Below are 22,168 nucleotides of genomic sequence, written 5' to 3'. Positions count from 1 at the left end.
ATGAAAAAGGCGGCTTATACAGCCGCCTTTTTTCATTTTACTCGTTTGAGCCTGCCCTTTTTTACGATGTATACCCTGTCGGATATATCCATAAGGGCTTTATCGTTGTAGGAGTCCGTATAGAAGCAGTCAATGGGCTTATCGCCGTAGAGAGACCTGTATCGTCTGACCTTGTTGTCTCCGAAGTTGAGATACTTCACCCTCATACGGCGGGAGTCTATCCTGCTGCAAATTATATTCTCCGTTCCCAGCAGTTCATTTATTCCATACAGAAGAAAATCGGGCCCCGCCGAGATTATAACGTCGTCACTGTCTATCCTTTTCAGCATGGCTCGGTCAAGCTTGCGGCCGTATTCCGCCCAGAAGCCCTCAACTGCGCCGAAGAGCTCCTCTCTGCTGCGTATGACGTTTTTCAGGAAATCGTCCACAGCCCGCACCATTTTCCTCTTGTCCACCAGACAGAGCTTGTACTTTATCAGATTATAGAATATCTTGGGAAGGTACAGAATGACCCTCCTGTTGTTCCTTATCATGTAAATTGCCAGGTCAACGGCGCTCTCGCCGCGGTAAAGCGTGTTGTCGAAATCGAATACCTTCATGAATATCACCTCTGTGTTCAGCTGCTGGGCTGCCGCCCTTACTATTATACGGCCTGAACGGAAAAATGTCAACGTAACGCCGAAAAAGCACCGCCGTCACAGCGTACACACCGCAATAATCGCCTTGACAACTGCGGGAATATATGGTAAAATCAGTTTGTCCGTGATTACTGAAAGTTGATTCTGTTTGGTTTTATACAAAAGCAGAGACGATCACCACAGTATCTCAAACGCGAAGCGTTTTATATTTTATAAAAGGAGATGTTTCAATGAGCAATTTCAAGAAAACTGCGGCAGCTATACTTGCTGTTGCACTTATGGGAACAGCCCTGCCCTTCAGCGGCAGCAGCTCGCCCCTTTCAGCTCCCCTTACTGCAAGCGCAGCAGATCAGTCAACCAAAACAGCATTAAATGATTCATTAGTGGATGGCGTCCTTACCCTCAGCGGCAATGTCGTAAGAGCTGAAGTTCGTGATTTTGAAAAGAAAAAAGAAGTAGAAAAGATCGTATGCGCCGAGAATACCGTACTTCCTGCGGACTGCTCGTCACTTTTCGCATTCTACAAAGCAACAGAGATCGACCTTTCAAATGCTGACACATCAGGCGTCACCAGCATGAAGAGTATGTTCTACGAGTGTGGAAACCTTGTAAAGCTGGATATCAGCAGCTTCGACACATCAAATGTCAAGAGTATGTTTCAGATGTTCAGCAATTGCTCAAAGCTTGAATCACTTGACGTAAGACACTTCAAAACCTCAAATGTAACTGATATGAGCTGGATGTTCCACAACTGCAGAAAAGTACCTGTAATTGATGTAAGCGAATTTGATACAAGCAATGTAACTGACATGAGCTATATGTTCTCCAACTGTACCGGCATCACTTCACTTGATCTTGGCAGCTTCAATACCTCATCTGTCAAAAAAATGACGAATATGTTTGACAGCTGTACAGGTCTCACCTCGCTGGATCTGGGCTCATTCAATACTGAAAATGTTACAACTATGTACGGTATGTTCATTGGATGTACAGGTCTGACATCCCTTGATCTGAGCCCCCTTGACACATCTAATGTAACAAGCATGATCCATATGTTCACAAAATGCACGTCCCTCAGCTCACTTGATCTCAGCTGTCTTGACACCTCAAGTTTAACTGAAGTGCAGTATATGTTCTCCGGCTGTTCCGGTCTTACCTCACTTGAGCTCAGTGGCTTTGATACACAGAACGTTAAAAATATGTACCAGATGTTCAGTGGCTGCTCCGGCCTTACCTCACTTGATCTGAGCAGCTTTGATACTTCAAAGGTTGAGGATATGAGAGAAATGTTTTCTAACTGCAAAAAGCTTGCTTCTCTTGATCTCAGCAGCTTTGATACCTCAAATGTAACGACCATGAGGAATATGTTTGACAGCTGCGCAAAGCTTACTTCACTTGATCTCAGCAACTTCAACACTTCAAAGGTCACCGATATGGCATTTATGTTTGACGATTGCCAGATGACCTCGCTTGATCTCAGCAGCTTTGATACCTCGTCTGTAACAAATATGTCCAATATGTTCAGACGCTGCACAGCACTTGAATCTGTTGATGTAAGCAGCTTCAACACCGAGAACGTCACAGATATCGGCGGTATGTTCATAGCCTGCCTGAAGCTCAGGGATGTGGATCTCTCAGGCTTCGACATGAAGAACGTCGAAAAGAAGGGCAGTATGCTCGGCGGCTGCGACAAGCTGAAGCCCGATATGGTATACGCAATGTACAATAATACCACTCTCGACGGTACAATAAACCTTAACTTCCACATTCAGTCATGCGACAATCTTGCAAAGGTAGTTCTCAGCGGTCCCAACGGCGATATCACCTTCACGGATATATCAGATCATCTCCAGGACAGCGGATTGTATCAGTTTACATATCCTCTGAATTCCGATCAGAGTTATAAGGAAGTCACACTGGCCGCATACAACAGCGACGGCAGAAAGCTTCTGGTATGCACCAAGGACGACGCTATTGCCGATCACTGTCAGGCAAGCCGCACTCTTGATTCATACCTTGAGGAGCTTCTGGCTGACAGCAGCGCAGCAGCTTCAGTTACCGAGCTTGCACAGGCTCTCCGCAGCTACTGCATATGCGCTAAGGAATATTTCCACAATACCGCTGCTGCATACGATGTTCCCACCTTATCAGACGCCGACCTCAACAGGATAGAGGAAAGCAAAATGAAGGACGAGACAGGCAAATGCAAGATCTCACTGGTTCTCAATTCCGGAACTTCCATCAGAATCTACCACAACGGCAATGAAAATACAGCTAAGTACGGCACAAAAGAGCTAAAAGCACAGACAAGCAAGTACGGCAAGTATTTTGAGATCCCCAACGTAAGAGCAGACCAGCTCAACGACACCTATACCATCACTATCGGCGGTAAGAAGGTCACATTCAGCGCACTGTCCTATGTACAGAGAGTATTCAATATGTCCGATGCAGATCCCAAGCTGGATACTATATGCAGAATGCTCTGCGCTTACGGAAGAGCCGCAGAAAACTACAAAGCTGAACAGGAGGCATAAAAATGAAAGATATTTACACATCACCCGAGGTAGAGATCATCACCTTCGAGGCTGAGGACGTTATAACCACAAGTACAGAACTTCCTCCCGTATAATGCAGGTAAAAGTGCAGCCGCCCATATCACTTATGGGCGGCTGCTTCTTTTTATTCAAATGTCTTTATCTCGCCTTTGAGATACTGTCCCAGGAGCTTCAGGTCGTCCTCGTCGATAACGTCATCGGCGTTGACATCTGCTGCTCCGAAGCGCTCGGCGTCGCCGTCAACGGCAGCTCTGCGCATCTGTATCATATCGTATACGTCCACCGCACCGTCGCCGTTGAGGTCGCCGGGGATATACTCCTCGGCAGGCTTCACAGGTCTCCACCAGTTGACGTTGTAGAGGTAGCCCTCTCCGCCTGTGAATACGAAGTAGAGATCATGCTTGCCTGTGGTGGGGTCAATGGTGCAGCTCTGTGTGTTCCATGTCTGCCAGCCGCCTGTGCCGCTGACGTCCATTCTGCCTATGAGCTTTCCGTCGGGGCTGTCAAGTCTTACTTCAAGAGCAGCCTCAGCACCGTTGGAGCCCATACGGAAGTCTATGCCGCTTACATCGGTAAGGTCGATATCCTTGAAGCCGATATAGTCGCCGTTCTCGATATAGGCCACATCGCTGCCGCCCTCCGAACAGTTCTCGGTGTCCACGCCCGACTTGTACTGGCAGCTCTCCGCCTCGATGACATCGCCTGCGTCGGCGCTTCCCGTACCGCTGAGTCTGAGGATATGTCCCGACTTGCTGAGCACCTTGCCGCTTTCGTCAAGAACGTATATCCTGTACTCGCCCTCCTTTGAGGGAGTCTTTATAGTGCCTGCGCTTCCCTTCGCCTTTGTCATATCGGCGCCTGCCTTGAATGTATCGGTACCGTCGGGAGCTATCCACACAGTTCCGTCAACCTTCCTTATGGGGAGCTTGCTGCCGCAGGTAGTGGCGCAGCTTGCGGGGAATGCCTGATCTGCCGCGGATTTCAGCCACGAAGGCATAAGACTGCGGTAATCGTCGGATATACCCGAATTCAGACATATTTTGTACTGAGCAAATGGCCATACGTTATCGGAAACTACGATAGGAGCGTCGATATCGCTGTATGGCGGATTCTTGCCCATTTTGTTTACTGTGGCGTAGGTGCGCTTGATAGTGAGGTGGTGCTTGTCACCGTACTCCTCACAGTTGATAGTGTAAGTAACGTCGGGACTGATCTCCAGGACGTTGTCGTTCTCCTCGATATAGGTAGTTCCCTCATCGTTGTGGAGTCCGTATGTAGGCCAGCCCGGACCGCCTGCGGGTATGCCCTGAACGTAGTTCTCGTTGATGACAGTTCCGGGCATCTGACCTATAGTATAGATACCGCCGCTGTCGTGGAGACGGTTCAGCGAGTTGATGACCCTGTTGTAGCATATCTTATTATCGCGGCAGGTGGTGCTGTCCTTGAAGTTGCACCAGCCCCAGCCCATATGTATGCCGTTGTAGGCAGTCTTTTCAATGGTATTGCTGAGTATGCTCACCGAGTCAACGAAGTATGCGGTGATCGCCGCACAGCCGCCGAAGCCGTGAACGACGCTGATATCATAGAGCAGGTTCTCGGTTATGAGGTCGTTCTTGCATACGCCCTCGACGCCCCGCGGGAACTTCTCGCGGTTGGAGCCGTCACCGTCGCCGATGTAGATATGCTGAGGGTGTCCCACGGTGATACCGCTGGAGGTGATATCGGTTATGAAGTTGCCGCTCACCTCGGAATTTATAACGTCATTGGTCATTGAGATACCGTCCGCGCCCGTATGCTTCACCACATTTCCCGTGAGCTTTATACCGTCGCTGCTTGTGATATGCACAGCCGCAGGGAGAGTATCAACCATCTCGTAATTCTTCAGGTGCCAGTTGGAGTCCGCAAATGCGGTATAGCTCTGTGCAGCCTGACAGGTGGTCTTTCCGTGAGAGCCTGCAACCTCTGTGAGCTGATAGTCGGTATTTGCAAAGGTAATACCGCTGAAGCTGATATTCTTCACACGGTCGGAGGTGGACTTTCCCGCTATCTTTATAAGGCCGTCCGCCACGGGAGCCTCAACATCGGCGGTGGTCATATCCTCACCGCTTCTGGGGTAGTAGTACAGCACCTTGTCCGTCTTGTCGAAGAAGAACTCGCCCTCGCTGTCCACAAAGGAGAAGGCATTATATACCGTATGGGTGCCGCCCGTGGTGAAGCCTGCGCCCCAGCCGGGAGTCTGGGCTATAGCGCCGTAGGGCTGCTGCATGAGCAGTATGACGCTGTTCCCGTCGTACTTCACATCGCGCGAGCAGACTATATTCTCGTTCCATGTGGTTCCGTTGACCACCTCAAGGTCGTCGAAATTTGAGGTGATACGAGGCATGGAGCCTGCGTCGTAGACTATGCCGTCGCTTTTCTTTCCCGAATCCCAGGCCCAGTCCGCCTGCCCCGCCTGGATATAGTAATCCCCATAGCCGCCCTTGGCCTGAACCTGCACGCTGCCCATACTGGCGCGGCGGTCGTTGACATACAGGTTTCTGAGCTTAACATCTCTGTCCAGCGGAGCCGACCACAGCTTGTCGTTGTACTTTGTCCAGCCCGTAACCTTCTGAGCGCCGTTTATCACGGGAGTCTCGCCCTCAAAGGCCTCATACCTGACATTGAAGCCCCCTGTGCCCGAGTCCCTTGTGTCGAACTCCACAGGCTCGGTGATACGGTAATCTCCGCCGCGGAGATAAACGATGATGTCGCCTGTCATACTACCGTTTATCTTCCTAACCTGGTCACGGGCCTTTTCCAGCGTGGCAAAGGGCGACTCCGCCGAGCCGTCGCCGCTGTCGCTGCCGTCGGGAGATACATAGAATACCTCCTGAACTCCGCCCACTGCATTGACAGCTCCTGCGATGCCCACAGAGTTCAGCGCAGAAAATGCCGAAACAACGCCCGCAAGGATCGCTGTTCCTCTTGATCGTCCGTTCATATAAAATTCCTCCTTCTATATTAATTCTCATTTCTTTTTCTTTAATTCTGAGAACCAATATCTTTTTAATACCCCCTGATCATATAGTTCCGTTTGTGAAAAATCACCATTTTATATCTATGCGTGTTAATTATAGCATTACACAGCCCTGCTGTAATACAACGATAATGACATTTTTGGTAAATTAACTACTTCCCGATGATTTAGCCGCGGTTTTTATTATTTAATTAAAAGAACTCTGCCGCTTTAATCAATGCTCATTGACTTTCAGCTCCTTTTATGGTATTATAATTTCAGGATCATTATACTATGGAGGGGATAGTATGAAATTTAAAGCCATAGCATCAGCACTGATGGGTATAGCTGTACTGACAGGAACGCCAGCGATACCTCCGCTGTCACAGTTCACCGTCACGGACCTGTCCGCCTCGGCAGCGGCCGCAGACAGCGGAGTCTGCGGAAAGAACGCCGTCTGGCAGCTTGACAGCAACGGCACTCTCACAGTCAGCGGCACGGGAGATATGTACAGTCTCAATTCAAATTACTCCATACCCTGGGCAGACAAAAAGGACAGCATAAAGCAGGTCATCATAGGCGACGGAATAACGAGCGTGGGCGCCCAGTCCTTCAGCGACTGCACAAACCTCGTATCCGTGACCTTTTCCGATACCGTGACCTCTATAGGCTCATCAGCCTTCAGCGGCTGCAGATCGCTGAGATCGGTGACCTTTCCAAAGTCGCTGACAAGTATATCATCAATGGCATTTGCCTTATGCAAAAGCCTTGCCGAAGTAAACATACCCTCCTCGGTGACATATATCGGAAGCCTTGCATTTTCCAATACTCCGTGGCTCAAGGCAGAAGCTGAGAATTCGCGGTTCGTCATCGTAAACGGTATGCTGCTGTTCGCCGCAGACACAAAGGAGGCCGTTATCCCCGACTCTGTGACTACCATAGTCAGCAACGCCTTCTGGGGACACAGCCTTCTGGAAAAGCTTTACATACCAAACACCGTGAAAACTATAGAGAATAACGCCTTTGCAAGCTGCTCATCCCTGACCTCGGTCACAATACCTGCCTCCGTTGAGGATATAGGTATGCAGGCATTTTCAAACTGCACCGCCCTCGGGGAAGTGGTAATACTCTCCCCCGACTGCAAGATATTCGGCAGACCTACCACCTTCACCAACAAGAGCGAGGAGTATGCAGGCGTAATCACGGGCTATGAGGGTTCTACAGCCGCAGAATACGCGGATAAGTACGGCCGCAGCTTTGTATCACTGGGCAGACCGCCTCTGGGCTCGCTTCTGGGCGATGTCAACAACGACGGCACAGTAAACGCCGTGGACGCCTCCTCCGTGCTGGCATATTACGCCCGTACCTCCACCGATCAGGCAGGCGGCTATGATAAAACCCAGGAATTTGCCGCAGATGTAAACTATGACGGCAGTATAAATGCTGTTGACGCTTCAAATATCCTTTCCTACTACGCCTATACCTCCACATTGAAAGAGGACGAAACTGCCAGGTCCATTGAGGACTTTATAGCTGATTATTACTAAAACAGAGCCCCCTTGTAAATTATACAAGGGGGCAGGTTTTTTATAGGGGCTCTGCTATAGAAGAATTAAGACCGTAGTCCTGAAAGAAGCATGAGAAAAAGCCGTTCTCAAAAGATCTTTCCTCAATATCACCCGTAAAACCGCTATATGAGTATAGCGGTTAAAAGCTCCGGGGTATTATCTTACTTTATCGCTGCAAATGCGTCATCAAGAGCAGCTATAAGGTCGTCGATATACTCTGTGCCTATGGACAGGCGGATAGTATTGGGCTTGATGCCCTGCTCTGCCAGCTCTGCCTCTGTGAGCTGGGAATGTGTAGTGGAAGCAGGGTGGATAACCAGCGACTTCACATCGGCAACATTTGCCAGCAGCGAGAATATGGCAAGATTGTCGATGAACTTCTTCGCGTCGTCCTCAGTGCCCTTGATATCAAAGGTGAATATGCTTCCGCCGCCGTTGGGGAAGTACTTCCTGTACACCTCATGGCTGGGCTCCGAGCTGAGTGAGGGGTGATGAACGGCCTCTACCTGGGGATGTGCCGCAAGATACTCCACTATCTTCTTTGCGTTGGAGGTGTGGCGCTCCACGCGGAGCGAAAGGGTCTCAAGTCCCTGAAGGAAGATGAATGCGTGGAAGGGAGAAAGTGTAGCGCCTGTATCGCGGAGCAGTATAGCGCGGATATATGTAACGAATGCAGCAGCTCCCACAGCAGCCGTGAAGCTTACGCCGTGATAGCTTGGATTGGGCTCGGATACCCAGGGATAACGTCCCGAAGCTGCCCAGTCGAAGTTTCCGCTGTCCACGATGACGCCGCCGATAGCCGTACCGTGGCCGCCGATGAACTTTGTAGCCGAATGAACAACGATATCAGCTCCGTACTCTATGGGGCGTACAAGGAAGGGAGTTGCGAAGGTATTGTCAACAACAAGGGGTATATTGTGTGCATGAGCGATCTTTGCGATCTTCTCTATGTCTATAGCGTTTGAGTTGGGGTTGCCGAGAGTCTCGATATAGAGAGCCTTTGTGTTCTCGTCGATAGCTGCCTCGAAGCTTCCCTCCTCGTCGGGATCGGCAAACTTTGTGTTTATGCCGTAGAGGGGAAGCGTATGTGCCAGCAGGTTATATGTGCCGCCGTAGATCGTCTTGGAAGCCACTATGTTCTCCCCTGCCTTTGCAAGAGCCTGTATGGTGTATGTGATTGCGGCAGCGCCCGAAGCTGTTGCCAGAGCAGCCACGCCTCCCTCGAGAGCTGCGATGCGCTTCTCGAAAACGTCCTGTGTGGAGTTGGTAAGTCTGCCGTAGATATTGCCTGCGTCCTTCAGGCCGAAGCGGTCGGCAGCGTGCTGAGAGTCATGGAACACATAAGATGTAGTCGCGTATATAGGTACTGCCCTTGCGTCTGTTGCGGGGTCAGCCTGCTCCTGTCCAACGTGGAGCTGAAGTGTCTCAAAATGTAATTTATTGTTAGCCATTGTAATTTCCTCCTGATAATTATGATTCACATATATTAATTTACTTTGTAACTAATGAACTTTTTTAACATCGCCGTCCGCACATTCGGTCTGTTCCTCTGACGATAGAACGGAGACGGCAGAGCTTATTCAGTTTTTTCATCGTACCTCTCCTTTCGTTCGGTATGTCTATATTATACACCGACTTAGTAGGTTTGTCCAATGCAAAAAACCCATTGTCAGTTATAGGCTCAACCTATAACTCAGAATGTTTATTTTCACCTTATCTATTGACATCTCACCTCATTTAGTATAAAATAATTAATGAAAAAGTGCAGCGCACTCATCATCAAAAACAGCATTACGGAGGAATATCACAATGAACAAAAAAGCAACGATGATCTTATCCTGCATAGCAGCAGGACTTATGCTCGCAGGCTGCGGAAAGCAGGAGGAAGGAAACTCTCAGGCTGCCACATCTGCCGCAAAGGAGAGCACCACGGTAACAACCGCACAGGAGACCACAGCAGAAACAACTGCCGCAGAAGCCGCCACCACAGCGGAGGCCGCTGCCGCAGAAGCTGCCACCACGGAGGCTGCCCAGGAAGCAGCTCCCACAGAGGCAGACAATACCGCAGAGGGCGGTCCCACCGAAGCTCAGGCAGCCGGGATCGTGAATGCAATAAAAAGCCTTGAAAGGCTGGGCGGCTGCGGTCTGTCATATGACGCAGAAACAGTATATACTTCCGAAAGCGGTATAAACTATTATAAAGTAACCGAAAGCGGATTTACAGGCACAGCCGATATAAAGGCAATTCAGGACAGCTATATAAGCCAGAATATGATAAATGAACGTTACAGTTATCTAATAGGTGGTGAATCGCCTTTTTATATCGACGTAGAAGGAGCTTTATATATGCAGAACTACGCAAGAGGCTTCTACATATTCCAAGAAACAGCACCGAAAATAGAAAAGACATCTGAGAATGGCTGGTCAATACTTGCCGATTTCGACAATTTCGGCGGTATCGACACAGCGGATATAAGAGTCGTAAATGAAAACGGCACATGGAAGGCAGACAGTATATCCTTCGGATCATGATACAAAAAGAGACGGCAAAGCCGTCTCTTCTTTATATCCGAATATTTACAGTCATAGGGTATACGGTATCTGAAAGCAATATTCACCTTGACATACTGCTCCCGCTGTGGTAATATTTAAGTATCATGTAATACAGGCTGTAGATATCATACCGTTTATAACTTTTGTATGAGTATCCCGCTGTATTGCTTCGACCGCGCTCGCAAGGCAGGTCTGTGTCTGCCATAGTCACTGCCGAAGCAGCAATTCTATATAATAAGGAGATATAGTAATGGAAAGAAAACTAATGCAGAAAACCATCGCCGCCATAATGGCAGTCGCCCTCCTCGGCGGAGCTGTCACAGCGCCTGTCGGCGATAAGCCCTTATTCAGCAGCATCATATCCGCAAACGCAGAGGACACTTCCACAGTATCATTCAACGATGCAACGCTCACACTTACACTAAGCGGTGAAGTAGTAAAGTCAGAAGTTCAGCAGTGGGCCAACAACTCTGATGTAAAGAAGGTAGTATGCGAGGAAAACACTGTATTACCCGCAGATTGCACAGGTTTGTTCAGCGGTTTCATGGCAGAGGAAATCGATCTTTCAAATGCGGATTCGTCAGCTGTTACAAGTATGATCACCATGTTCGCAGGCTGTAGTAAGCTCAGGGCCGTAAATCTGAGCAGCTTAAATACCAAAAAGGTCACAAACATGAGCGGTATGTTCGCTGGCTGTACGAGCCTTACCAAGCTTGATCTCAGCAGCTTTGACACATCCAATGTCACAAACATGGTTAATATGTTCTACGGCTGCAAATCCCTTAAAGAAATCGACCTGAGCAGCTTTAAAACCACAAAGGTAACGATACTGGCCGGTATGTTCCAGGAGTGCGAATCGCTCAAAAAGCTTGACCTGAGCAGTTTCTACACATTCTCCGCCCAGTCCTTATCCGCAATGTTCTTTGACTGCGCATCTCTTGAATACATCTATATGCCTCAGTTCTATACGGCAAATGCAACGGATATGCACTCAATGTTCGGAAACTGCAGCAGCCTCAGGGAGATCGACCTCAGCCGCTTCAACACTTCAAAGGTGATCGATATGAGCGGTATGTTCTCTAACTGTACAAGCCTCACCGAACTTGATGTAAAAAGCTTTGATACATCTAAAGTTGAAAGCTTCACAAGTATGTTCAGCGGCTGTACTTCTCTTGAAAAGCTTGATGTTTCGAGCTTCGACACATCAGACGCTCAGTCCATGAGCGGTATGTTTGCTGCCTGTATGAGCCTTGCCAAGCTTGATCTCAGCAGCTTTGACACCCGAAATGTCAAGTACATGAACAGTATGTTTGATAATGCAGCTCTTACATCGCTTAATCTCGGCAGCTTTGATACCTCAAATGTAACCAATATGTCCGCCATGTTCCGCGGTACAGCATTTACAGAGCTTGATCTCAGCGGCCTTGATACCTCAAATGTAACCAGTATGAGCTGTATGTTTCAAACCTGTTCAAGTCTTGAAAGACTTGATCTGAGCGGCTTTAACACCTCAAAGCTGACCGATACGATCAGTATGTTTGATGGATGTGAAAGCCTTAAAGAACTTGATCTGAGCAGCTTCGATACCTCAAAAGTAGTCAATATGAAGCGAATGTTTTACTCGTGTTCAAGCCTCGAAACCGTCGATCTCAGCAGCTTTGACACCTCAAGAGTATCCGAAATGACCGGTATGTTTTATAACTGTTCAAGTCTTGAAGAACTTGACATCGGCAATTTTGATACCTCAAAAGTATACTTTATGACCGATATGTTTAACGGCTGTTCAAGTCTTACAAAGCTTGATCTCACCAATTTCAATACAAGCCGCGTTGATTACATGAATTATATGTTCAACGACTGCACATCACTCAAGGAGCTTGACGTTACAAGCTTTGAGGTACCGGATAATACCTACACTCAGAATAATATACTGACCAACTGCCCCGCATACAATGTTACTATGGAAGGCGCTCAGCTCCTTCTCAAAAAGGGCCTCATCGGTATGCAGGTAGCATTCACGACCAATACAGACCTAAAGACCGTAGTTATTGAGGGACCTGCCGGTGAAAAGAGGTTAGATGTCTCCGATCTGGAGAAAAATGCAGACGGAAAGTATGTGGCTCCTTATTATATCGACGCAACACAGTCCCGCGAAACTATCACATACAGCTTCTACAACAAGGACGGCAAAAAGATCAATCTGCTGAATTCCAACAGACAGATCGTAAGCCGCAGCAGCTACAGCTGTACAGTAAACGAGCTGATCGAAAAATATATCTCATTATACGGCGGTTATGATATAACCGCTAAGGAAAAGACACTCGCAGAGAAGCTCCTCAATTTCTGCAACGCCGCAGAGAACTACTTCTGTCAGGGACAGTATTCGGTAACAGAACTCACTATGGAAGAAATCGCTGATATCAAGGAGAAGCACTCCACTGATCTTCCCGATGATATAAAGATATCTCTGGTGCTCAATTCCGCCACATCATTCAGGATATACACCGACAGCAAGAGTGTTGTCTTCGATGACAGCACCGTAAAGGCAACTCCTAAGAAGAAGGACGGCAAGCAGTACTACGAGCTCCCGGATATTCCCGCACAGCAGCTCCTCACAGCTCATACCGTTACTATCGACGGCCATAAGTACACATTCACACCCATGTCCTATGTATGGAGGGTCATAAACAAGGCCTCAACAAACCAGAAGCTTGTTGACGCAGCTTCGGCAGCTTACCTCTATGGAGTTGCAGCATTAGATTATGTACAGCAGTAAACGAAAGGAAATACAACTATGAAGGAAATATACACCACTCCCGAGATGGAAATGATCGAGTTTGAAGCTGAAGATGTTATCACCACCAGCACAGAGCTCCCTCCCCTTTAACAGAATGATATGACTGATCCCCCTCAGCTGCGGAAGCACTGAGGGGGATCTTTATGTCACAATAAGCAAAGGCCGGGATATTATATCCCGGCCCTTGCAGAGGTAAAAAGGTAAATTATAAGCTCTGGATCTTTCCGATGAGGAATTCCTGGATCTTCAGTGCGTCGCTTGAGGTAAGTCCAACAACTTCCTTGTCAACGTCTCCGTTTGCAGCACCCTGCTCTGTAAGGTGCTTGGAGTCTGAACCGTTCTTACCGTACTTGTTGGGGTTAGCCAGTGACTGCATGATGAGTATAGCGTCAGCCAGCTCAACTGTACCGTCACAGTTAACGTCGCCAAGCTTGCTTACTGTGATGGGAGGAGTTGTTGTTGTCGTAGTTGTGGAGGTAGTTGTAGATGTAGTGGTAGTAGTTGTTGTCGTCGTAGTTGTAGTAGTTGTGGTGGTAGTGGTAACTGCTGCAGCGCTTGCCGAAACGTACTCGTCGATAACGCCTGCGAAGAAGTTACCTATCTTCTTGTAGCCGCCGCTGTTGGGGTGGAGCTGGTCGCCGCTGATATCGTTCATGCCGTCGAGACAGCCGTGAACGTCTGCGAACTGAACGTTCTTGCCCTTGCCTGCGTATTCCTCGGCAACACTCTTTACGGTGTTGTTGTAGTTTGCTATTTTCTGTGTATTTCCGCCGTATGCTGTATGCTCGGGAACTGAGCAGAGGAAGATCATGCCGTCTGAAGGCATATCTGCCAGCATATAATCCAGCATTGCACGGAGATCAGATGCACAGGCGTCCATTGAGCGGTTAGCGGTAAGGTCATTCGTTCCTATCATAAGGAGTATGATATCGGGCTGAGCCTTCTTTACAGCGTCATTGTTCTTGAGCTCGTTGTAAAGGCTTCCTCTGCCGCCCTGCGCCTGTCCCCAGCTGGGAACTTCCTTGATCTGGTAGCCGCTGAAGCCTGCGTGATTGTCGTCATATGTGATACCGCCCTGAGTAGCGCTGTCCTTGCCGTTGGGACCTACCATGTCGATCTTTGTATAGCCCTTGTTCTTGAGAGCGTCATAGAGGAACTTTCTGTATCCGCCGGGATCGCCGTCGCCGTTGGTGATAGAGTCGCCCACAGGCATGATCTTGATCTGGCTGTCCTTTGAGAGATTGCCCGAGCTTACGGGATTGGGAGTTGTTACTATAGGATCGGGTGTAGTACCAACATTGCCCTGACCTGTGACTACAGATGACTTCACACCGGCCTTTGAGCCCTGTGCAACGTCAATGTAGAAGTCTGTGAGTTCGCCCGAGCTCTCGGGAGTCTCAACATAAAGTATCATAGAACCCGAATTTGAGGGTATCTTGAACTCTGTGTTCTCAAGCTTTGTCCACTCGCCGCTCTTGGCGTCTGCCTTGGCGATAGATGTATAGGAAGCGCCGTTGCCGTCGCCCTGCTGAAGTGAGAGCTGCATGGGAACTGTGCTGCCTGATTTCTGAAGCACGCCTACGCTGAAGCTGTAGGTCTCGCCGGGAACGAATGCTGAGGAATCCAGCTCTATAGCTGCGCCGTTCCACTCTGCTGTTCTTCCTGTTACCGCCAGACACTTGCTGCCGTCGTAGCTTTCAGACGATGTAGTGGAAACCGAAGCGCCGCCGCGTCCTGTCCAGCCGTCGGTGCTGCTTTCAAATGTGCTCTGGAAGTAGTTGCCGTTTGCGTCGGGCTCAACGGGAGTTGTAACAACGGGCTGTCCGCCGCCGCCACCGCCATCGCCGAGGGTGATGGTGTTCTTCTTAACATCGGCCTGACCGTTACTCTCCCAGCCTTCTACGTTGAATGCAACCTCGTACATAACGCCCATCTGGAGACCTGCGCTCTCCCACTGCTCAAAGTGGTCGGAAACGTGGATCGTACCGGACTGTCTGCGCTGCTGACGAACACTGTAATACTGTACGAAGGGCTGGTTACCGTCGATAGTATATGAGTTTCTGTTTTCCTTATAGATATAGTAGGTGCTTCCGTCCAGAGTGAACTGCTTGATAACATTACCCTGTCCGGGCTGTCCGTTAGGAGGACACCAGTTTGCCCAGTCCTCAACGATGTAGTACTCTACGAGAGGACTTCTTGTCCAGCCGTAAATACAAAGACGCGAGTTACCGGAGTTGCTTGATGACCAGCTTACGTCGAAGTCACAGGTAATTCCGTTGTACTCCTGGAACTTCTTTGTACTGCCCATGTCGATACCGCGACGGGCAAGGAAGTTACCGCTGGGACCTGCACAGTTCCAAGTTGTGGAGAATGTGCCGTTATCGCCAAGTGTCATTGACGATGGCTGGTTGGTATCAGCTGCCCAGATCTCGAAGCTGTAGCCATCGGGGCCTGTGCCCTTGTGCTGACCCGCACCGTTCAGACTGTAAGTCTGACCTGCAGCGCTTACTGTGTTAAAAGCCGCAAACGGAACTGATGCTGCGCAGACCATTCCTGCCACCAGACCGATAGCCGCCTTTCTTATACCTTTGATTTTCATGATTGATCACTCCTTTGATAATAATACCCGTTCAGAGTCGATTATTCCATCCATCCTTTTAGCTAAAAGGACAAATAATCTCACCGACTCCCCTTCTATTTTATTCCTTTCACCTATAATATACACTAAGAATGAATAAAAGTCAATCTCAAACAGCACAAATAGCAATATCTGTTTAAAAAAAAGCAATATTTGATTTCTGTTCATTTTTACCGAAATCAAGGCTTTCTTCCGTATCCATACAGAAAAAAAGCAGCCGCAACGGCTGCTTTTTTATATCACTATTGTGCTCAGAACATAAGGAGAGAATATATCTCACTGTCGTCAAGTATGATGCCGTCCATAGCCATATCCCCGATATAGTCCTGAATTTCGTCACATTCGAGCCAGCTTACGGACGCCGTTGTTGTCAGTATGGAAAGGGACGTTATACTGCCGTCTTCCTTCTTTCCGAATATATAATACGTCACGCCGGGAGCGTCAGTAAAGCCTCCGCGGACATCTCCCATCTTGTCATTCCTGTGAGAGGTGATATCCTTTGCAAGCATTCTTGTCTCGGCCACAAGGCTGTCGGAGATGCGCACGTTCTCAGGCTGGTTTTTCTCCATTATACCGCACAGTGTATTGTACAGCTTACTTTCGGAGGACTGATCGACTCTTTTTGACGGTGAATCATAATACACGCAGCCGTTCTCATCAACTACCGTGACCTTATTTGCTCTGCCCCACGCAAAATCCGTCTGCACGACAGCTATCATGGGTCCTGGGTCGCTTACTATCCTTGTGAGCTCATTTGTCTGAGCCACAGCCATTTTTCTCAGGCTTACAAGGTCGAAAACGTCCACGGCACCGTCGCCGTTCACGTCGGCATTTTCGGGAGCTGTTATCTCACCGTTTCCCGTGAGCCACCTCTGGAGCATTATAACGTCCGATATGCTCACAAGCCCGTCCCAGTTGCAGTCGCCTGCAACCTTTTCCGGCATATCCTTCTCATCTATCAACTCGGGCTTCATCAGATTGCCTATCTTTATGTACCTGATGATATCTTTTGCACTTTTGGAGACGTGCTCCCTATGAGCTATGTAGAAATCCACCTGAGCCTTTCCTGCCTTAGTGCCTTCAAACAGCACCACCATAGGCGATGAGCCTCCGTCGAGAATGGAGAGATCGGGAATATATACTTCGTAGCTTGCCGACTTCTTTATGTCAGCGCTGCCCTTTGTCTCGGCAAACAGATCATAGCCCGCACAGACCGGCACCCTGCCGCAGTAAACGATGTACTTGTCATGTACGGAAATATTTCCGTTTTCCTCGATATATGCGTTGTACTCCTCCTCGGAGTCGGGCAGCCAGCCGTAAATATCGGTCTCATTTATGATGACATTATCGTTCTCGTCCTTTTCGGTCCTGAAAAACAGGTCAGCGATCAGTTCTCTGCTCTCCGTATCTCTGTCGAAGCTATAATGGGAGATCTCAATAAAGCTGTCGGGCAGAGCCTTGTATACGCTCACTCTGTATACCGTGGGAAGCACCTCTCCTCTGTCTGCCATATCCTCGGTAAGGCCGAGGCGCTCCAGATATTCAAGATAGCTTATATAGGCCATTGTATCCGACTTATCGGGCTTCTCGGGAAGCGCGAACTCAAACGTCCTCTCCGAAATGAGGAAGTCTTCGCGGCTGAGGTTTTCACTGTCTTTCAGGCTCCTGCACACAGCCCGTTCCTCGGCAAGCTCGTCGCTGCTTTCCGCAGTCCTCACAGTGCAGATAAGGCCGTCCGCTCCGTAGGTCTTACCGTGCTTGCGCAGGAACTCCACAGTGCTCTCAAAGTCCACAGGCACCCAGTCCGGGTACCGGGTATCCCTGTCAATGATAGTCATATCACGATCAATGGTAAGGTGCTTTATCTCGCCCTTCATTTCATCATCATAGCTGTCGGAGTATCTCTCCTCAGAGAAGCTGATATCCACATCGCCCTCGGATACTGGCTTGTATACCTGAATGATATGATCTCTGCCGCCTGCGGGTCTCATATCGTACATATAGTGGGTCGCGACTCCTGCGGCCAGTACCAGCTCCAGCCTTTTTGGCTCGCTCTGACGCACTACAAGATCAAATCCGCCAGCGTAGAGAATATCACCGCAGTACACCAGATAGCCGTTCACCAGTGACACGTCGCCGTGTTCCTCGCGGAACCTTTCAAATTCGCCGATACTGTCGGGGAGCCAGCCGAAGAAGCCGTTTTCCGTCAGCGTACCCATGCTCATGGTAAGGCTGTACTTTTTCGAGATCACCTCAACGGGCTCCTCACCTTTTTCGTACACTCCCACATTTATCTCCGCATCGATATCGACGCTGAACTCAAACACCATTACATTGTAGTAATAGTCAGGCAGCCTCTGACCGTCTCCGAATATATTTGTAGTAGTTGTGGTCTGACCGGGGTCATAACTGTAGTTCCTGTTGCTCAACAGGGTCACACTTTCGCTGCCCTCCGAAAGCTTTGCTTCAACAAAGCTCTTTTCTTCTGAGCCTGCCACCTTTGTGACGATACAGAAATAGTTCCCGTTCACCTGAGTGGAACCGTGATCGTTGGTGAAGTTGAAAGCGGACTCAAAGTCCTGAGGTACCCAGTCGGGAACGTTAAAACCGCCCTCCTCGATTAATGCGGCTCCAACGGAAAGATCGTTCCCGTCCGCCGCCGCAGTGCTCATGCCCGCACAGCAGACAGAGGCCGCCATTGCAGACGCCAGGACAACAGATATCATTTGCTTCATGAATCTCATAGGTTTTCCCTCCTTATTATATTTATCACAACGGCAGGCGGATATACCGCGAGCCTTAATCTTCTTAATTATAATGACAGGCGGATATACCGTCAAGTCTTTTTATGCGTTTTTCAGGCGGCATACTGCCGCCCGTTTCTCCGCAGTCACATTTTTCAACGCTCCCGGCGTGGATTTTTCGTGATTATGACCACCGCTCCATTCATTGACAGGGTGGCTGCGATGTGGTATACTAAATAAAAAACGTTCCTGCGGGTCATGATATGAGAGCGGAGCCTTTCGCCGACGGAAAACTCCCTCTATATATTAGACGAAAAAAGACGGCAGAGTTCTTAGTTGAACTTTCCATTTCACCGTAACAGGAACAATGCACTCAGGGAGATATGAATATGAAAGAAGCTTTGATCGTCATCGACGTACAGAACGACTACTTTGAGGGCGGAGCCTGCGAGCTCCACAACCCCAGGCAGGCCGAGGACCGCATCGTTGAACTCATCAGCGAGAGCCGTCAGACAGGACGCCCCATAATCTACATCAGACACATCAACCCCGACGACGAGACGTTTTTCAACGAAGGCACCTACGGCTGCGAGATATCCGAGAGGATAGCTCCGCTGCCCGACGACATAGTGATAAACAAGTACTGCCCCAACAGCTTCCTCGGCACCGAGCTCAACGACTGCCTCCGCAGCATGGGCGTCGAGAAGCTTATTGTATGCGGCATGATGACCCATATGTGCGTTGACACCACGGTACGCGCCGCAATGGATCACGGCTATGAGGTGACGCTGGTAGCCGACGCCTGCGCAACTATGGATCTGGAGATAAACGGCGAGATCATACCTGCCGAGACAGTACAGAAAACATACATCGCTTCCCTTGCAGGCGTATTTGCAAAGATAGTCTGAAGGGGACCCAAACTTACTGCGAAAGAAGGTAACTGCAATGAAAGTCGCTTTTTTTGACACAAAGCCATATGATATGCCCTCATTTGAAAAGCTTGGCAAGGAGAAGAAGATCACCTTCAAATTCTACGAGACCAAGCTCAACGAGGATACTGCCGCTCTGGCCAAGGGCTGCGAGGCCGTCTGCGTATTCGTAAACGACACGGTAAACGCCGCCGTCATCGACAGGCTCTGCGCTCTGGGCGTAAAGACACTTGCCCTCCGCTGCGCAGGCTACAACAACGTTGATATCAATTACGCCAAGGACAAGCTGAAGGTAGTCAGTGTGCCTGCCTACTCGCCCTATGCAGTTGCCGAGCACGCAGCTGCACTGCTGCTGACCTCAATACGCCGCGTCCACAAGGCCTTTATCCGCACAAGGGATCACAACTTCTCCCTTAACGGCCTCACAGGCTTCGACCTTCACGGCAAGACCGTGGGCGTAGTGGGAACAGGTAAGATAGGCCGCATATTCATCAACATATGCCGCGGCTTCGGCATGAACGTCATCGCCTACGACAAGTTCCCCGCAAAGGACAGCGATATCGAATACGTTGAGCTGGACGAGCTGTTCAGCCGCAGCGATATCATCTCCTTCCACTGCCCTCTCACCGACGAGACCTATCATATGATAGACGCCGCGTCCATTGAGAAGCTGAAGAAGGGCGTTGTGATAATCAACACCTCAAGAGGCGCACTCATCGACGCCGAGGCTCTCCTTGAGGGCATAAAGGCGCGTAAGATAGGCGCAGCCTGCCTGGACGTATACGAGGAGGAGGCCGACGTCTTCTTCCAGGACTTCTCCGGCCACATCATCGCAGACGATACGCTGGCAAGGCTCATCTCCATGCCCAATGTCATCGTGACATCACATCAGGCCTTCCTCACCGAGGAGGCTCTGGCAAATATCGCGGAGACCACTGTGAACAATATCCTTGCCTGCCACAACGGCGAGGATTGTCCCAACGAGCTCCGTATATGAGGTGAATGATATGCTTACAGGAAAGACTGTTTTACTGGGAGTAACAAGCTCCATAGCCATATACAAGACCTGCAACCTTGCCCGTATGCTGACAAAGCTGGGAGCCGACGTACACGTTGCAATGACGCCCAATTCGCTGAATTTCGTCCAGCCGCTCACCTTTGAGACACTGACTCAGCACAAATGCCTCATAGACACATTTGACAGGAACTTCGAGTACAGCGTGGAGCACGTTTCCATAGCCAAGAAGGCGGACGTTGTAATGATCGCTCCTGCCTCGGCAAACGTTATCGGCAAGATAGCAAATGGCATCGCCGACGATATGCTGACCACAACGGTCATGGCCTGCACCTGCAAGAAGATAATCGCACCTGCCATGAACCACAATATGTTCCATAACCCCATAGTTCAGGACAATCTGGAAAAGCTGAAGAGATTCGGCTATGAGATAGTGGAGCCGGTCCGCGGTATGCTGGCAAACCGCGACATCGGCGACGGAAAGCTCCCCGACGAGGAGACTCTGCTGGAGTACATCGTCCGCGAGGCCGCCTTTGAAAAGGATCTTGCAGGAAAGAAGATACTCGTCACCGCAGGAGCCACACGCGAGAGCATTGACCCCGTCCGCTTCATCTCCAACCACTCCAGCGGAAAGATGGGCTTTGCACTGGCAAGAGCCGCAATGCTCCGCGGAGCAGACGTAACGGTGGTAGCTGCCCACACAGACGTTGAGCCCCCCATGTTCGTGAACGTGGTAAAAGTACAGTCCGCAGAGGATATGTTCAATGCCGTAAAGGAGCGCCTTGACGAGACCGATATCATCATAAAGGCTGCCGCCGTAGCGGATTACACTCCCGTTACCACTGCCGACAGCAAGATAAAGAAGTCCGACGGGGATATGAGCATACCTCTGAAGCGCACCACGGATATACTGGCTTATATCGGCGAGCACCGCCGCGAAGGACAGGTAGTCTGCGGCTTCTCCATGGAGACCGACAACGTTATCGAGAACTCACGCAAGAAGCTCACCAAGAAGAACTGCGATATGATATGCGCAAATTCTCTCAGGAAGGCAGGCTCGGGCTTCGGCACCGATACCAACATCATAACCATGATAACAAAGGACGGCGACGAGGAAATGGAGCTCATGTCCAAGTTCGACGCCGCAAATGTGATCCTCACCAGACTGTCGGAGCTCTGTAATAAATGAACGGCAGGCACTTCATCTTTAAAGATGATATGAGCAGAAAGGGCAAGATCATTCTTGTGGCAGGGCTTTTTACTCTCGCAGCCGTATTCTTCCTGCTGACGCTTCTGGGCGACTTCATCACAGGTAACCTTGAAAAAAGATGCACCGCCGCGGTCTGCGGCACGGTCACGGAGGTGGAGACCACCCGTTACCGCAAAAGGGTATACGACTCCGACCGCCCAAGATACCGCACAGAGACCCGCACCGAATGTCATATTGAAGTGGAGACCGACGATGTATTCAGATACGACAGTCTTTTATCCACCGAGGATTCACTTAAAAAGGGCGACAGAGTGACGATACACTACGATCCCCACAAGCCTGAGATATACTATTTCGATCAGACCATAGACAGCACAGGTTTTTCGGGGCTCGTCTTTTCCGTACTGGGCATCATCTGCCTCATAGGCGGAATGATATTCCTTTTCTTCTTTTTCATACTCAGAAAGATACAGGAAAGCAGACTGTATTGACATCAGAGGGAGCGTTCAGCTCCCTTTTTCATGTA

At 49.5% G+C, this 22,168-nt stretch carries 13 protein-coding genes; 8 read left to right on the top strand and 5 right to left on the bottom strand.

All coding sequences use genetic code 11. From position 1 onward, the window contains the following. Positions 1–32 precede the first annotated feature (32 nt). Positions 33–599 (bottom strand): haloacid dehalogenase-like hydrolase, encoded by a 567-nt coding sequence (locus Q0Y65_RS09100; protein WP_297959036.1) that lies wholly within the window; start codon positions 597–599, stop codon positions 33–35. A gap of 269 nt (positions 600–868) precedes the next feature. Here Q0Y65_RS09100 and Q0Y65_RS09095 point away from each other — a divergent pair, with 269 nt between their 5' ends. Further along, entirely contained in the window at positions 869–3,172 is a 2,304-nt protein-coding gene (locus Q0Y65_RS09095; protein ID WP_297959034.1) for a BspA family leucine-rich repeat surface protein, read from the top strand. A 145-nt stretch (positions 3,173–3,317) separates the two neighbouring features. Here the strand turns inward: Q0Y65_RS09095 and Q0Y65_RS09090 are convergent, their stop codons facing one another. Continuing rightward, positions 3,318–6,173 carry a carbohydrate-binding protein gene (locus Q0Y65_RS09090; RefSeq protein ID WP_297959032.1) on the bottom strand — a complete coding sequence of 952 codons (2,856 nt, stop codon included), beginning with the start codon at positions 6,171–6,173 and terminating at the stop codon, positions 3,318–3,320. Positions 6,174–6,496: 323 nt separating this feature from the next. Between Q0Y65_RS09090 and Q0Y65_RS09085 the strand changes: the two genes are divergently transcribed. Further along, positions 6,497–7,735: a leucine-rich repeat protein gene (locus Q0Y65_RS09085; protein WP_297959030.1), complete on the top strand. Its 1,239-nt coding sequence runs from the start codon at positions 6,497–6,499 to the stop codon at positions 7,733–7,735. Positions 7,736–7,917: 182 nt separating this feature from the next. Here the strand turns inward: Q0Y65_RS09085 and Q0Y65_RS09080 are convergent, their stop codons facing one another. After that, positions 7,918–9,207, bottom strand: a complete 1,290-nt coding sequence (locus Q0Y65_RS09080) for an O-acetylhomoserine aminocarboxypropyltransferase/cysteine synthase family protein (RefSeq protein WP_297959028.1) — start codon at positions 9,205–9,207, stop codon at positions 7,918–7,920. Positions 9,208–9,565: 358 nt separating this feature from the next. On the opposite strand from Q0Y65_RS09080, the gene Q0Y65_RS09075 reads away from it, so the two are divergent. Both Q0Y65_RS09075 and Q0Y65_RS09070 read left to right on the top strand, forming a co-directional pair. Further along, the gene (locus Q0Y65_RS09075) at positions 9,566–10,288 is read left to right on the top strand and encodes a hypothetical protein (protein ID WP_297959026.1); all 723 of its coding nucleotides are present in this window, start codon (positions 9,566–9,568) and stop codon (positions 10,286–10,288) included. Positions 10,289–10,559: 271 nt separating this feature from the next. Continuing rightward, positions 10,560–13,085: a BspA family leucine-rich repeat surface protein gene (locus tag Q0Y65_RS09070; protein WP_297959024.1), complete on the top strand. Its 2,526-nt coding sequence runs from the start codon at positions 10,560–10,562 to the stop codon at positions 13,083–13,085. Between the two features lie 226 nt (positions 13,086–13,311). Here the strand turns inward: Q0Y65_RS09070 and Q0Y65_RS09065 are convergent, their stop codons facing one another. Then, the gene (locus Q0Y65_RS09065) at positions 13,312–15,705 is read right to left on the bottom strand and encodes a glycoside hydrolase family 11 protein (protein WP_297959022.1); all 2,394 of its coding nucleotides are present in this window, start codon (positions 15,703–15,705) and stop codon (positions 13,312–13,314) included. A 290-nt stretch (positions 15,706–15,995) separates the two neighbouring features. Further along, the gene (locus Q0Y65_RS09060; RefSeq protein ID WP_297959020.1) at positions 15,996–18,488 is read right to left on the bottom strand and encodes a dockerin type I repeat-containing protein; all 2,493 of its coding nucleotides are present in this window, start codon (positions 18,486–18,488) and stop codon (positions 15,996–15,998) included. 389 nt (positions 18,489–18,877) lie between these two features. Between Q0Y65_RS09060 and Q0Y65_RS09055 the strand changes: the two genes are divergently transcribed. The 4 genes from Q0Y65_RS09055 to Q0Y65_RS09040 are packed head-to-tail and all read left to right on the top strand — an operon-like array spanning position 18,878 to position 22,133. After that, positions 18,878–19,396, top strand: a complete 519-nt coding sequence (locus tag Q0Y65_RS09055; protein ID WP_297959018.1) for a cysteine hydrolase family protein — start codon at positions 18,878–18,880, stop codon at positions 19,394–19,396. A gap of 37 nt (positions 19,397–19,433) precedes the next feature. Next, entirely contained in the window at positions 19,434–20,414 is a 981-nt protein-coding gene (locus Q0Y65_RS09050) for a 2-hydroxyacid dehydrogenase (protein ID WP_297959016.1), read from the top strand. A 10-nt stretch (positions 20,415–20,424) separates the two neighbouring features. After that, positions 20,425–21,621 carry a bifunctional phosphopantothenoylcysteine decarboxylase/phosphopantothenate--cysteine ligase CoaBC gene (gene coaBC / locus Q0Y65_RS09045; RefSeq protein WP_297959014.1) on the top strand — a complete coding sequence of 399 codons (1,197 nt, stop codon included), beginning with the start codon at positions 20,425–20,427 and terminating at the stop codon, positions 21,619–21,621. Next, a complete protein-coding gene (locus Q0Y65_RS09040; RefSeq protein WP_297959012.1) occupies positions 21,618–22,133 on the top strand; it encodes a DUF3592 domain-containing protein in 516 nt (171 codons plus the stop codon). Before coaBC ends, Q0Y65_RS09040 begins: the two co-directional genes overlap by 4 nt. Positions 22,134–22,168 lie beyond the last annotated feature (35 nt).

Origin of the sequence: uncultured Ruminococcus sp. (genome assembly GCF_947301925.1) — a bacterium.
Taxonomy (GTDB): Bacteria; Bacillota; Clostridia; order Oscillospirales; family Ruminococcaceae; genus Ruminococcus.
Note: the sequence above shows the minus strand (reverse complement) of the source record. Positions and strands in the feature narration are given on the sequence as shown.

Excerpts from the sequence above, each read along its gene's own strand:
- Q0Y65_RS09100 (WP_297959036.1), bottom strand. The coding sequence starts at position 599 with ATGAAGGTATTCGATTTCGACAACACGCTTTACCGCGGCGAGAGCGCC.
- Q0Y65_RS09095 (WP_297959034.1), top strand. The coding sequence starts at position 869 with ATGAGCAATTTCAAGAAAACTGCGGCAGCTATACTTGCTGTTGCACTT.
- Q0Y65_RS09090 (WP_297959032.1), bottom strand. The coding sequence starts at position 6,173 with ATGAACGGACGATCAAGAGGAACAGCGATCCTTGCGGGCGTTGTTTCG.
- Q0Y65_RS09085 (WP_297959030.1), top strand. The coding sequence starts at position 6,497 with ATGAAATTTAAAGCCATAGCATCAGCACTGATGGGTATAGCTGTACTG.
- Q0Y65_RS09080 (WP_297959028.1), bottom strand. The coding sequence starts at position 9,207 with ATGGCTAACAATAAATTACATTTTGAGACACTTCAGCTCCACGTTGGA.
- Q0Y65_RS09075 (WP_297959026.1), top strand. The coding sequence starts at position 9,566 with ATGAACAAAAAAGCAACGATGATCTTATCCTGCATAGCAGCAGGACTT.
- Q0Y65_RS09070 (WP_297959024.1), top strand. The coding sequence starts at position 10,560 with ATGGAAAGAAAACTAATGCAGAAAACCATCGCCGCCATAATGGCAGTC.
- Q0Y65_RS09065 (WP_297959022.1), bottom strand. The coding sequence starts at position 15,705 with ATGAAAATCAAAGGTATAAGAAAGGCGGCTATCGGTCTGGTGGCAGGA.
- Q0Y65_RS09060 (WP_297959020.1), bottom strand. The coding sequence starts at position 18,488 with ATGAGATTCATGAAGCAAATGATATCTGTTGTCCTGGCGTCTGCAATG.
- Q0Y65_RS09055 (WP_297959018.1), top strand. The coding sequence starts at position 18,878 with ATGAAAGAAGCTTTGATCGTCATCGACGTACAGAACGACTACTTTGAG.
- Q0Y65_RS09050 (WP_297959016.1), top strand. The coding sequence starts at position 19,434 with ATGAAAGTCGCTTTTTTTGACACAAAGCCATATGATATGCCCTCATTT.
- coaBC (WP_297959014.1), top strand. The coding sequence starts at position 20,425 with ATGCTTACAGGAAAGACTGTTTTACTGGGAGTAACAAGCTCCATAGCC.
- Q0Y65_RS09040 (WP_297959012.1), top strand. The coding sequence starts at position 21,618 with ATGAACGGCAGGCACTTCATCTTTAAAGATGATATGAGCAGAAAGGGC.